The 14255-nt window shown below is 40.7% G+C and carries 9 protein-coding genes; all 9 read right to left on the reverse strand.

Annotated elements, in window-relative coordinates; all coding sequences use genetic code 11:
• Positions 1-247: 247 nt before the first annotated feature.
• Positions 248-1723 (reverse strand): O-antigen polymerase, encoded by a 1476-nt coding sequence (locus PH235_RS11160; RefSeq protein ID WP_272162410.1) that lies wholly within the window; start codon positions 1721-1723, stop codon positions 248-250.
• A 105-nt stretch (positions 1724-1828) separates the two neighbouring features.
• Positions 1829-2974, reverse strand: coding sequence for a non-hydrolyzing UDP-N-acetylglucosamine 2-epimerase (gene wecB, locus PH235_RS11165; protein WP_272162411.1), 1146 nt, complete (start codon positions 2972-2974; stop codon positions 1829-1831).
• An 11-nt stretch (positions 2975-2985) separates the two neighbouring features.
• A complete protein-coding gene (locus PH235_RS11170) occupies positions 2986-4050 on the reverse strand; it encodes a hypothetical protein (RefSeq protein ID WP_272162412.1) in 1065 nt (354 codons plus the stop codon).
• 99 nt (positions 4051-4149) lie between these two features.
• Positions 4150-5031, reverse strand: coding sequence for a UTP--glucose-1-phosphate uridylyltransferase (locus PH235_RS11175; protein ID WP_272162413.1), 882 nt, complete (start codon positions 5029-5031; stop codon positions 4150-4152).
• Positions 5032-5137: 106 nt separating this feature from the next.
• Positions 5138-6298 (reverse strand): LCP family glycopolymer transferase, encoded by a 1161-nt coding sequence (locus tag PH235_RS11180; protein ID WP_272162414.1) that lies wholly within the window; start codon positions 6296-6298, stop codon positions 5138-5140.
• A 280-nt stretch (positions 6299-6578) separates the two neighbouring features.
• Positions 6579-7478: a glycosyltransferase family 2 protein gene (locus PH235_RS11185; RefSeq protein WP_272162415.1), complete on the reverse strand. Its 900-nt coding sequence runs from the start codon at positions 7476-7478 to the stop codon at positions 6579-6581.
• Between the two features lie 60 nt (positions 7479-7538).
• Positions 7539-8993 (reverse strand): flippase, encoded by a 1455-nt coding sequence (locus PH235_RS11190; protein WP_272162416.1) that lies wholly within the window; start codon positions 8991-8993, stop codon positions 7539-7541.
• Positions 8994-9301: 308 nt separating this feature from the next.
• Positions 9302-11266 carry a C39 family peptidase gene (locus tag PH235_RS11195; RefSeq protein WP_272162417.1) on the reverse strand — a complete coding sequence of 655 codons (1965 nt, stop codon included), beginning with the start codon at positions 11264-11266 and terminating at the stop codon, positions 9302-9304.
• 223 nt (positions 11267-11489) lie between these two features.
• On the reverse strand, positions 11490-14195 hold the full coding sequence (locus PH235_RS11200) for an N-acetylmuramoyl-L-alanine amidase (protein ID WP_272162418.1): 2706 nt from the start codon (positions 14193-14195) through the stop codon (positions 11490-11492).
• Positions 14196-14255: the final 60 nt, after the last annotated feature.

Genomic DNA, 14255 nt, shown 5'->3' on the forward strand with positions numbered 1-14255 from the left:
TCTCCAATCTTTCTCTTCATAAATTTAAACCATGGAAGTACCCATTCAAAAACAAGTTGATATGCCTTCCTATCCTTTGAATTCCCGATACAATATACGCATCTTATAATACCATAACTTCACGAAAATTGGAAAATGAGAATTATAATTACCGTCGCATTACAAAATCACTTTCCATTCAAAATCAAAAATAAGGCAATCCCGAAACATTATCGGGATTGCCTTATGGAATAGCAAGAATCAGTTTTCAGTAGGTCGGACTGTTCATTTCCGGAACCTTATTTTTTATCTTCGTGTTCCAGAAAGCCAATAATACCAAGAATACAACTGTATATTGCAATGTACTGTTGCTCAACCATGGGATAAAGAACGAAAACAGACAGGCGTAAACAAACAGGCCAGATAGCATGATTATGAATGGATTTTGACTAACCAGCGATTTATGCTTCAGCCATGACAAAACATAGCCATACAAGGCCATACCAACGATGACCCCAAAAATGCCGAAATCAAAGTAGAAATCAGATACAAAGCCGAAAGTATTGAGGAAAGGACTGATTTGCAGCCTTGCCTTGTCGTGTTTATAGGCGGCCATAAGCTCAACTTCTGTACCCGTAATCTTCGACCAGGCCTTTACCGGAAGTTCCAGCAAAGACACGCCGTAATAGTATTTTTTCTGATAATTGACCTGATTATTGAAACTTTGGAGGCTATTTGAAAAATAGACATACGGTGTCACCAACACCGATGGCAAATCAAAAGCGACCTCATGTTGGGTTGGCATTATCGTTTCAGAATCCTCTGAAGCTTCTTCACTGCTATCTTCCTCTTGTTTGTTACTTTGTGTGTATGCATCGGCTAAATATTCCTCGCTTTGGTTTCTCGCCCCAGACAAGAAGACAAAAGCCCATCCAAAGCAAAGCACCATCGCGATAAACAGTTGAAATGTTCTTTTTCGGTGATAGAATGCTAACGTGAAGAACATGACAAACAGTTGCTGCAATAATAACTGACGGGAAACAATCAGTATTGGGATGGCATAACTGATTAAACTCAATGCAATCAAAAGCAACGCTTTAGGCGAATACCATTTTACACCATACTGATGAATATAGATGATCGCCAAACATGGAACGAAGTATGATAACACGACAAATTGATGCAGCCCGCTGACATAAAAGGTAACATAGGCATTCATGTCACTGCTGAAATATGGCAACTCACCGATTATGATACTTTCCGCGATAAAACAGCCTAAAATGAACACGGAAATAAGGAGTGATACAGCAAAAAACAGCTTGCTGTCCATAAATACCCTTGGATTTACTTTTCCCTCCGTTTGCTTATTATGCATTATTTCATAGAGGAAAGACCCCAACAATAACGTAACGGGCGTGACAATCAGAACGATTGAGGTCTTTAAACTCAGTTCATTATAGATAGGGTTCAATCTGATCAAATTCAAAGCGAACGAGACCAACCAGGCTGCTAAAAATATCGCCCTGAAATCGAAGAAATCTTTATTCTTTATTGAAATGTAAAAATAACTGAATACTGCTAAACCGAACATGATAATAAACGAGATCATCTCGTTTTCAAATCCGACTAATCTCATCAAGAGAAACACGAGTACGATTAAGATAGCATTCTTAATCAAGTAGGCGTGCTTAAAATTGAAAGAACAAATATCTTTCCAGCTTAATTTTGAATGATTTACTTGCATTGCCCTGTACCTTTCTTCCTAGTTATTTAAAACTCACTTAAATAGCAAACATAAAACATAATATAGCATATTAAATTATAGAATACTATTTAAAAATATAACTTCCTAATACTTGAAATCTTCAGGTCTTTGGTCCATGCAACCAAATTCGTAGGCGATACAATCCAAAATTCGTTGGGATGCTTTACCGTCTCCATAAGGATTTTTTGCTTCAGACATTTTTTTGTGCAAAGCGGGATTATCAAGCAGTTCCGTCATAGCTTCGATTACATCATTTGTTTCCGTCCCTACTAACTTCAGTGTCCCGGCGTCGACTCCTTCTGGCCTTTCAGTGGTATCACGCAAGACAAGTACGGGTATACCAAGTGATGGCGCTTCTTCTTGGACGCCACCTGAGTCGCTCATAATCATATAGCTTCTGGCTGCAACGTTATGAAAATCGATAACATCCAACGGTGCAATAAGATGGATGCGCTCATGGTTACCCAGAAAAGCATTAGCCAGTTCCTGAACCACCGGATTTAAATGGACCGGATAGATAATTTCGATATCAGGGTACTCATCCACGACTTGTCTGATTGCACGAAATACTTGTTCCATAGGTTTACCTTGATTTTCGCGGCGATGCATAGTCATTAAGATAATTTTGCGTCCTTCAGGAATGCTGCTTAAGATTCCATTCTCGTAATCTTCTCGGACTGTGTGTGTTAGGGCATCGATTGCCGTATTCCCAGTAATGAAAATGGTGTTTTTATCGTGGTTTTCCTTCAGAAGATTGATTTCGCTCTGCGTTGTTGGCGCAAAATACAAGTCAGAGATGACATCTGTTACTTGTCTATTGATTTCTTCTGGAAAAGGAGAGTATTTGTTCCAAGTACGCAGGCCTGCCTCAACATGGCCTACTTTAATGTTATGATAGAATGCTGAAATAGCAGCCGCAAAAGTGGTCGTGGTATCTCCATGAACCAAGACAATGTCCGGTTTAGCTTCCAACATGACCGCCTCTAACCCCATTAAGACATTGGCAGTGATTTGAGATAGGGTTTGACGATCCTTCATAACGTTCAAATCATAGTCCGGTTTGATGTCAAAAATAGTCAAAACCTGATCAAGCATTTGTCGATGCTGTGCAGTCACAGTAACAATTGACTCGAATCGATCAGATTGTTTTTCTAGTTCTTTCACTAGAGGAGCCATTTTTATGGCTTCAGGCCTTGTTCCAAAAATTGTCATAACTTTTATCTTTTTCATTTTGCACACCCTTAAATTTTCTCTGTCAGAATCTCGACAATATCTGATACCCGTCTGTCCCAAGTGTTATTCACCAAAAAATCACCCTGTTGTTTTTGGGAATACTTCGGCTTGAAGTTGGTTACGATCAACGCTTGCATCAATTCATTGTACTCCTCGGCATTACGGTAGAAATACACGAAATCACCGAATCTTTCTATTTCAGGATAATAGACCGAGATGATGCATTTTCCGAAACTGATATATTCATATAACTTAACCGGATCCACCGCCAGAACCGTATCATTCAAAATAAACGGCATCACTAGGCAGTCGACATCCTTGATGTTCGAATACAATTCGTCATGCGGAACGATGCCACGGTAATGGACTCTCTCAATCGGTTTCTTCACAACGGTCGGTCCTATAATATCATAGGTCACATTTTTAAAATGAGCGATATTGCTCGCAAGCGTGTCGAAGTCAAACCAAGTATCGACAGTCCCGATGTACGCCACTTTATAGCTCGCCTTTTCCCCAGCAGAGGCATCCCGCTCATCATAAAATAGTTCACTTTGTACAAACCCGTTGCGGATTATCGCTATCTTTTTGTTTGGAACCACGCGCTTGATGTCCTCATACAAACTTTGGCTTGAGACAAAAATATAACTGGCTTTCGCGATTAAAGCTAACTCCATCTCTTGTACTTTTTCCTTCCTTTCACTTCTCGCCATATTCACATGACGGTCCATACAATCATAGATGATTATACCTTGATAACCTTCAGGTATGGCATCGAACAGCTCAGGAGAGCAAACCCAAAGATAGGCATAATCACCCTTGATGATTTTTCTCTTGTAGCTGCTGCGGATCATCGTGTTGAGTTGTTTGATAATCGGTAAATTATTTTTCGGCAGTTGAAAATAGATAACTTGTTTCGGTGGACGAATTTTGTTTTTCCTGACGGTTTTGCGATTATTGGCAAAACGATACTGGACGGTTACATCAAAATATTTACCTAATTCCAAAGCCAAAATCTGCGGTCTTTGGAAAATCCAATCCCAATCAATATGCATCATATATAACATTTTTTTCATATTTTTCTCCTATTTTAAGCGCCTCTCAGCGTACTTCTCATACTTTTTTCGGTACCTGCATTCCTAACTGAGTTCACTTGAACAGCATCGTTGAAACAGTTATTCCCGCTTCAATTGTTTGCTTAATTCTTTTAGATATTCAGCCAATGGCTGGGCTGTTTCCTTGTGCTTCAATCCTAATTCGATATTGGCAATAAGCAGTCCATATTTATCCCCTGCATCGTGTCTTTCCCCTTGATATTCGTAAGCCAACACTTCTTGTTCCCTGTTCAGCGCCTCGATGGCATCAGTTAACTGTAGGTGGGGCTTTGCATCTGCGGACAAAGCATGCAACTTGGGAAATATATCTGGCGTCATCACATATCTGCCGATAATGCCCAAATCATTGGTTGCAACTGAAGAACCGATTTTTTCAAATACATGCCTGATGCCAAAAAGGTTTTCCCCTCTCACTCCAACCACTTCCACAACACCTGAATGGGCCAGCTCCTCTATTCCCGTTTTCATCATGGCAATAATGGGTGTTTGGTGTTTATCATATAGATCCATCAAGGTCTTAGTCAACGGTTTACCATTTGGCATGATGTCATCCCCCAACAAAATGACAAATGGTTCATCGCCAACAAAAGACTCCGCATGCAGGATCGCATCGCCCAAACCATTAGGATAAGCTTGTCTGATGTGATAGATGTTCGGAACATCAGATTCGGCAAGTACTGCTAATTTTTCGCTTTCATTCTTTTCCATCAGAAGTTTTTCCAAAAAGACATTCCGGTCAAAATGATTGCCTATCGAAGATTTGTTCTTTCCACTTATGATTAATATTTCTTCTATGCCAGAAGCAATGGCTTCCTCAACAACAAATTGAATAACAGGCTTATCAACAATAGGTAACATTTCCTTTGGCATGGCTTTGGTAGCCGGAAGGAAATCTATCCCAAAATCAGCAGCTGTTATAACCGCTTTTTTAATTTTTTTCATTCCTGACCTTCTTTCTACTTTTCTCCTTATTATTATAACAAATAATTCACCTAAAAAAAACGAGGGTGGGACTTTTGTCCACCCTCGTTTGTTACGAATAATAGTGCTAATAGCTGTATGCCTCTGAGTAAGTCTCATCGTTGGTGTAATCATTTTCTGTGTAGTCGCTCTCTATGTAAGTATCCTCGGTGTAACTTTCTTCTGAGTAGACTTCTTCCTCATATGTGTCTTCGTAATAATAAGCGTTCTCGTTGTAGGTGCCATCGAAATCAATATCTGTCATTTCAAGATCATCTTCGACAATCTCATCCAATCCCAACTCTTTTCGGAAAATATTGGAAATGCGCAAACGCTCTTCCGGATTCACATATAAATAGTATATTTCATTTATATATGTTTCCTCACCAACAAGAGAATCTTGCACAAAATTCTGCAAGGAACTCTTATACCCAGATTGAAGGTCAACCAACTCATCAAATGTCAAATTGGTCTTAACATTTGCCGAGAGCGTGTCTAAAATCTTTTGATAATTCTTAAGCGAATCCAAGCTAACGATTTTATTAAGCAAGGCTTCCACAACCAATTTTTCCCTATCTTGTCGGCCCGCATCGCCTGCGGGATCGTCATGGCGCATTCTGGCAAAGGCCAACGCCGCTTGACCATCCAACTCAACTGTTTCACCCTCAATAAACTCAAAATTATCATATTCAAAAGTTAATGGGCTAACAACTTCAATGCCATCTATTGCATTGATAATATCCACAATGCCCTGCATATTCGCTGTCACATAATAGTCGATCGGAATATTCAGGAACTGCTGGACCGAATTGATAGCCATGCTCGTTTCACCAAAAGCATAAGCATGAGTTATTTTATCATAATACGGAAATCCATCTAAGCCATTGTAATCTACCATTTCTGCATAAGAATCACGGGGAATACTAGCCAACGTAGTTGTCTTTGTAGTCGGATTTATTGTTCCGATAATGATTGCATCACTCCGGCCAACATCCGTATCTCTCCCCAAAGCTCCGTTATCAACCCCAAACAAGGCAAAAGAAATCGGCTCGGTTGCATCAGTGGATACTTTTTCTTCTCTAAGATTGTTTGTTTCAACACTTTCGTACATAGCTGTTACGGTATTATCAACCTCTGAATAGGACTTCCAAAAAAAGAGCCCTAAAATGATAACTAGGCCAGCAAGTACAGCTAAACTACTTTTTATTATTCTTTTACTTTTCTGTTGCCGACTTCTACTTTTATTCATTATTTTTTATCCTCTTTCCTTAAATAGGTTTAACAAAAAAATAGGCCCATTCACAAATAGTCATTTTTTAGTATAAAGGATTAGTCTTGATTAAAAAAGGCTAAATCAAAAATATATTAAAAATTTAACAAAGTAACAAGTCCTAAATAATTCATCTCGCAGCAAAAAAGCAAAATAATACAAAGAGTGGCCAGAAACTAAATCAGTAAAATCCGATTCAGTCTCCAGCCTTTCTGTGTTGCCCGAGTGATTTGCTTTTGAGCGAATTTCCTTCCGTTCGCTATTGGTTTATGATGATAAAAGGATACTTTTTCTTATCGATTATGTTGAACACCCCGTGAAGATAATATTTTATCTCCTCTCGGTTGGAAAAATCGAATACTAATGTCTGGACCATTTTCAACCCCAAGTAAACAAAGAACTTCACTTTTTCGGAAAAAGTTCCGTTCCGTTTCACAAAGACCACTCGGTTTCGATACAATAAATATTTACTCAAACCTTTGACCTTATTGATTGAACTGGATCCTTTATGGTAGATATGCGCAGATGTCAGGCAATAAACGCCATATCCGGCTTGTTTAGCCCGGCAACACCATTCCGTCTCTTCATAGAATAAGAAGTAATTTTCCGGTATCAAACCGATCTTTACCATCACTTCTTTCCGCACCAACATGCAAGCACCTCCGATATAATCGCAGGAAATGACTTTCTCTACCTCATCGATATGTTTCCCTTGATTTAGGGGCAAGTCGGCTCCCTTGGAGATATTGATCTTCGCGCCAGTCGTTTGGACAATTTCCGGTTCATCAAATTCCAGAATTGCCGGCCCCACCATTCCATAATCAGGATTAGCTTCTGCGAAATCGACCAACTGCTTCAGGAAACCAGGATCTACTTCCGTGTCATTATTCAATACGCAAACATAATCAGCACCGTTTTCTAAAGCCCAGCGAATGCCAACGTTATTTCCGCCGGCATAACCCAAATTCTTCCCACTCTGCAACAAAATAATCTCACTTGGCAAATTCTGTTGCAAGGCGGAGAGGTCATTAGCAGACGCGTTGTCCACCACGATGATTTTGAAATTCTCATATTGAATCTTCATCAAACTATCCACACACGCGATTGTATCTTCGTAACCATTGTAATTCAAAACAACAATGTGAACACTCTTTCCCAATTTATTCCCCTCAAATCTATTATTTATTTGTGCAAAAATGTCCGACAACTCCATTTAATTTTAATCTTTTTTGTTCCTTAACTTCGAGAACAACGGCCCAGCCACTTCCAACACTGCCTCGTTCTTCAAAGCCAGCATAATTAAGAAATAGACAGCAGCACCCAATCCTGCAGTCACACACGTATACAGAATTACATTAGCGATCAGATTGCGTAGCACGAAAGCGACGACTACTAATGCCACACAGCCAACCAAGCTGGCACCGATATTTTTTAAAATACCTTTCAACTCGATGTGCTCTTTGGCATAATGATAACTCATCAGCAATACAAGCAATTCTGCAATCATCGTAGTCACAGCTGCCCCTTTTTCTTGGAAAGCTGGAATCATGACGAAGTTCAATCCCACATTCACGATGGCGCTGGCCAATGTCGCTTGTAAGATATATTTTTCCAACTTCATCGGCAACAGAATCAAGGACACGATGACTGTCGCATATATTGAAAAGAGCAAAGCCACGCTCAGTATTCTGAGTGAAACAGCAGCCTCAAGATAGTCAGCACCGGATAGAATGATGACCAGCTCCTCACTTAACAGATTGATACCTACTACCGACGGCAAAATAAGCACAGAAATATAGTTAAAAACTTTATTGACTGTATTTCGGTAGTCTTCCATACGGTTGTCGGCCAAGTAGAAAGACAGCCTCGGAATGGCGACAATAATGACAGCAGCCAGAACGGATTTGACAGTGGTATAGATTTTTACGGCTACACTGTAAATACCAACGGAATAGTTCCCGACCATAAACCCTAATAACGTAATATCAGAATTGACGTAAAATGTTGATAAAATATTATTTGAAAAAATAATCAAGATGGGTTTTAAATGCTTCTTCAGACCAAGTTGTCTGGTTAATCTCAGCTTTGTATATTTTCTCGAATGGACATAGTTTATTAAGTTGGACCCGACAGTCGAGATGACAGTGATCAGCGCATATAAATAGTAGTCCTCTGTATCTCTCACCAAAACGAACAGCAGAATCAGTGAAAAAACCTGAAAGACCAAACTGCGCAGTGTTATGAATAGAAAATCCTCATAGATACTATAGATCCACTCCACACCTACCGTTGTGAAAATGATGCTCAAGCTTTGGATAATCAACAACAACCTGTAATCAGCTAACGAAGGGACGGTGAACAAAATGGTAAACAGGAAAAGATAGGAAATCACTGTCGAAATCAGATTGATTGTGAACACTTGGTTCCCGAATTCATTTAATTTTTCCGGATCGTTCCTCAACCCCGCCCCCTCCCTGATGGCATAGGTTGCAACGCCCAGTCCCGCCATTAACAAAAAGTAGTTGACGATGGAACTACTAAAATTCACTTTCCCCAAATTAGCAACTTGCAATACCCTCGTCGCGTAAGGAAAAGTTATTAATGGAAATATGATTGCAATCACGGTCCTTATCCCATTAAGAGATGCATTCCGTTTTAAAGATATTTTTTCCATTGTTGAAACTACCTCAAATCTAATTAATTTATTTCTGTCTATTATATATAATAACAGTCTTCCGAAAGAAAGCCCACGGGCAAATCAGTCTAACCGACAATATCACAAACGAATTATTCCGTAAATAGACTGAAAAATAGTTTTATAAATACTTAATTTTCGCAACAGTCAATTTGGCTAATAGAAATAGGAGTAAACTCATCCAACTCAGATAAGCTCACTCCTATTTTCATTTTTCAGCTGGGATTTATTCTGGCTTCTATTTTTTTCTTTCAATTGAAGCCTTGTAAAAGACTATTCTTTTCAGATTATCTCACAACAACAGCATATCTTAATGCATTATATGCTTTTTCAAACTTTTCTTTCGTTACCCAGTATTGGCTAATTGCATATGAATTTGGGTCATTCACCAAATAATTGCCTGTTTGTTCATCATAGCCAACCAGGGTCATCACGTGCATGTTATCAACTGATCTGACATAACCAGCACTACCCATGAAGGATATTTCCCATTTAGGAGCAGCAAATTCATTGGTTACATAGACGACCACTGGATTACCTTGTTTGATTTCCGATTTTAATTGTGTTGTAGTGAAATTTGATGCATCAGCAACTTTCCCGCTATACGTTTTACCGTATGCTGTCAGAGCCCCGGGGAAAATAGACTGGAAGACCCCGTTCACAATCTTATAAGGAGAGGACGCGAACGACTCAAACGGATTATTGCTATTCTTGGGCATTTTATCTAAGAAGGTTTTAAGCGAGACGCTTGAATAGCCTTTATACTGTAGTCCCATCAGTAAGCTTGCACCTTCACACCCCATTGGAGCATATGTTGGGGTTAATTGTGATACAAAGGGAACATTTAAGACGACTTTTGGGTTTTCTAAGAATGCTCCGGTGGTCTTTCCCGGTGCCTCACTGCCTTTTGGCATGATTTTAATTTGAATGGATTCCAAACGATAGCTATATTCTGCCGTTCCTGAGGGTTCTCCATTTTTCGCCCAACCCGTCCAGCCAACATTTTGCGCATGAACGCGGTAATAGATATCAAATTTTTGTGCCATTTCTCCATCTAGTTTGATTTTTATTGCTTCCAGTCTCAGTCCTTGTCCTGAAGTGCCACTTAGAAGTCCCTCATTCACATAATTTTGCCACCCAATATTTTGAATATGGGTGCTGTAGGAGATAGATCCTGCATAAGGCAAGTCTGTCAATTGAATTTTAATTCCTTCCAATCTTAGCGCCTGCCCTGTAGTCCCACTTGAATCTCCATTGCTCACATCATGTTGCCAGCCAATATTTTGCACATGCGTTTGATAAGAAACTGTTGGATATTTTACAAATGATCTTATCGTAGGCCCGGGTGCTTCCCCATTTTTTTCTATCAGTATTATTTCGATTGCTTCCAGACGATAACCATAGCCTGCTGTTCCTGATGATTCGCCATTTTTCGCCCAATCCAACCAGCCCACATTTTGCGCATGGACACGATAATAGATATCATATTGTTGAGCCAGATCATCTGTCAGATTGATTTCGATTGCTTCCAACCGTTTAGCTTTTCCTTCTGTACCACTCGACTCCCCATTAGAAACCCAGTTCAACCAACCATAGTCTTGGACATGCGTACGATATACGATATCCCCGATTGGAAGGCTGTCGCTCCTTTTGATCTGGATGGCTTCCAGTCTGCGTGCTTCTCCTTCCGTACCACTCAATTCCCCGTCGTGCTTATCGGCTTGCCAACCAATATCCGAAATATGCGATTGGTATGAAAGGGAAAATGGAGTTTCAGCTGTGACTGTGGTAGCTATCGTATCTGTTGTAGCAGTCGCAGTCGCTGCAATGGTCGTATCTACTGTAGCTGTCGTAACTCTAGAATCAACAACATTGTAGTTGACTGTTGTATAACCCATACCAATATATGCTTGCGTTGAACCTGTTTTTGAGTTCCCATCGTACAACGTTGTTTCAGTATAGCCGTTCCCATTATCCATAAACACACTTGCCGAAGATTCAGCATTCCAATGAACATAAATATCTGCATCATTGGAAGATGTATAGTGTCTCTCTAGACCTGATTCCCAATCTGCAATATCAATTGTAATATTTGCTGTACCTATTTCAGTTGTAGCAGCATGGACTTCCGTCATAAACAAACCGTCAAACATATTGATCGTATCTGTCGCTGTTTCCAGTCCTACAAAGGTGATCCCCATCACCACCAAAAAAAATCCTTTTAATTTCCATTTCCGCGTACATTTTTTCATGCGCAAACTCCCCCTTATTTCTGATAATTTTAAAAATTTACAATAAATTTTGTTTATAAATCCCCACTACTTATTAGTCTGTATAATCTTTTAACACTATTTAATTCGAAGTTAATTTTATTATATTATAAACAAACAAAATGTGCTATGGAATATTGGGATATGCTAGATTTTTTTAACCAGACAAAAAAGGAGCCTGGACCACTGTCCAAACTCCTTCTATTTATTGATAATAATTAAAGATGCCGTTCGCAACCGCTTGGGCTAGGATATTTTGATAACTATCTGTTGCTAGCTTTGCCAATTCGGTAGCATTGCTCATGAATCCCAACTCCAACAAAACAGCCGGCATAGCCGTTTCGCGAAGCACAGCAAAGGTTTCATCATATATTCCTCTGTCTTTTGCACCAGTAGCACTGATCAAAGAAGATTGAATTTCATCGGCCAAGGTGACGCTATTCGCCAGTCTGGCAGGATCCAAGTGCATCGCTTGGTTAATTTCTGGTTCCCAACCTGCATAATAACCATAATAAAATGTTTCTATTCCTGAAACCGTTGAAGTATAGCCGGCTGAATTGTGGTGGATACTCACAAAAATATCTGCCTTAGCGGCATTGGCCATGGCTGCGCGAGCCAAAAGTTCGGTAGAAAGATCGGTAGTCCCACTTACTGAAACGTCAGTGGTTCGTGTCATGGCGACATTGTAGCCTTTCGCTTCCAGCAAAGCCTTCACTTTATTGGCAACTTTTAAATTGATTGTTTTTTCATACACCCCATTGAAGGATGCACCACTATCCCAGCCACCGTGTCCGGGATCAAGGTAGATGAGCTGCTTCGCCTCAATATACGGACTAGCAATTGATCCTGGAGCAGCTTCTCCTTTTTTCACAATTTTTATTTCATAGGCTTCGAGTCGCGTATTATTAACTTCGACTCCTGCAGGTTCGCCGTTCTTAGCCCAACCAAGCCAGCCATAATTTTGAGCATGGACACGATAGTAAACATCGTAATTATCGGCAAATGAGCCTGTGAGCTTGATTTCAATTGCCTTTACTTTTTTACCCGCGCCAATCGTTCCGCTGGTGGAGCCACTTGTAGTCCAGTCTTTCCAACCAATTCCATCCACATCCGAACGATATGTAATGCCACCTGAAGTGCCACTGCCTCCCAACGAAATTTGGAAAGCTTCCAATTGTTTAGCTGTCCCCGTCGTGCCACTCAACTCTCCTTCAGCGACCTTAGCTAGCCAACCATAGTCCTGCACATGTGCTTGGTATGTAATTACCGGCCTGCTGTCTTTCAGGAAAGCAACAGATGTACTTTTAGGCACCTGAGCACTGTTGCCTTTTTCCACCAGCAAGACCCGGATGGCTTCCACTCGTTTCCCCAAACCTTCCGTCCCGGCAGACTCGCCATTTTTAGCCCAGCCTAACCAACCGTAAGTTTCGGAATAAACGCTGTAATAAACATCATAATAAGCTGCAATTTCGCCCGCCAGTTGAACCTCGATAGCTTCAACGCGCTTCGCCTGTCCACTCGTACCACTAACTGCCCCATCTTGAGACCAGCTTGTCCAACCAATGCCTTCGACTTGGGTGCGGTATTTGATGGACCCCTCAACAGAAAGATGGCTCAACTGAATTTTGACTGCTTCAATGCGTTGCGCTTGACCAGTCGTCCCGCTGATTGCGCCGTCTTTCACTTCGGTTTGCCAACCGACATTTTGGACATGGGAACTGTAGTTTACTGCTGGGGAGAAAGGCAAAGTATTTACGGCAGAATAATAAGCCTTACCAGTAACGGGAGAAGTGTCCCCTTTTTTTACAAGCTTCACTTCCATCGCTTCCAAACGTTTGGCCATACCTTCAGAACCCGCTAACTTCCCGTTGGCAGTCCAAGCTGTCCAACCGATGTCTTGAATGTGAACGCGATAATAGACATCATAAGCTGCTGCAATGTCACCTGTCAGTTGTATTTGGATAGCTTCCATCCGTTGCGATTTCCCCAGTGATCCACTGACTGCTCCATCTGATTGCAAATCCATCCACCCCACATTTTGAACATGAGTACGATAAGAAATGGAACCAGAATAACTTCCGCCTGATAAGGAGATTCTCATCGCTTCGAGGCGTAAACCTTTGCCTGTCGTTCCGGCTGTTGCACCATTTGATACATCTGCTTGCCAACCAATATTTTGAACATGAGTATTGTATACCACCGATGGACCGCTCACGGTTAGATTGGTGCTAGCCAGCGATTGAATCGTTCCGTTCAATTGATCGTATTCAGCTTTCGTGATTTCAACACTGTTGCCAGTTTCATTCAACGCATAATAGTTAAAGCCAATTTCGCTGCTTACTTCGCCTGCAGCATCAACAATATAAATGCGTTCGATAAATGAACCATTCTCATTGGTGGTCACGACCTCCGTCTTTTCGAATTCCGAAGGCGTTTCAGTATCTGAGGTCGATTCGGTTTCGGAAACAGCGACCACATCACTTGGCAGAGTTACAGGCACCACTGCCAAAGTATCCCCATATTCCAAAGAAAATACGATGACTTCACCAGTCGACAAAGTTTCTTCATACTCGGTTGCTCCGTCCACTGCATACTCTTCTGTAGTAACAGCTTCACTTGTAACGGTAGCACTGCTATCCACTTGGATTTCCTTGGTCAAGTCTTCAAATCTTCCTGTCAAAACATCAGGCTTTTCTGCACTGACCTCTGTGAGATGAAGAATGCCTTTCTCCTCGAAGTTAATCTCTGTGGCCTTGCCGTCATAAGTAACCATATACTGCGATACATTCTGATTGCCGACCTCCTCGGCTGCAAAAACCGCACCACCGCCTGAGTAAAATGCTGAAAGAAGAACCATCAGGCACAGGCTCAGATGCAGGCTTTTATTTAACAAAACCGTTAACCTTTTCAATAAAAAGCCTCCTCTTAATAATAGATATAAGTACAACAATTAGTTTAGCACACTAATGTT

This window comes from Trichococcus sp. K1Tr (genome assembly GCF_028309625.1).
Classification (GTDB): Bacteria; Bacillota; Bacilli; order Lactobacillales; family Aerococcaceae; genus Trichococcus.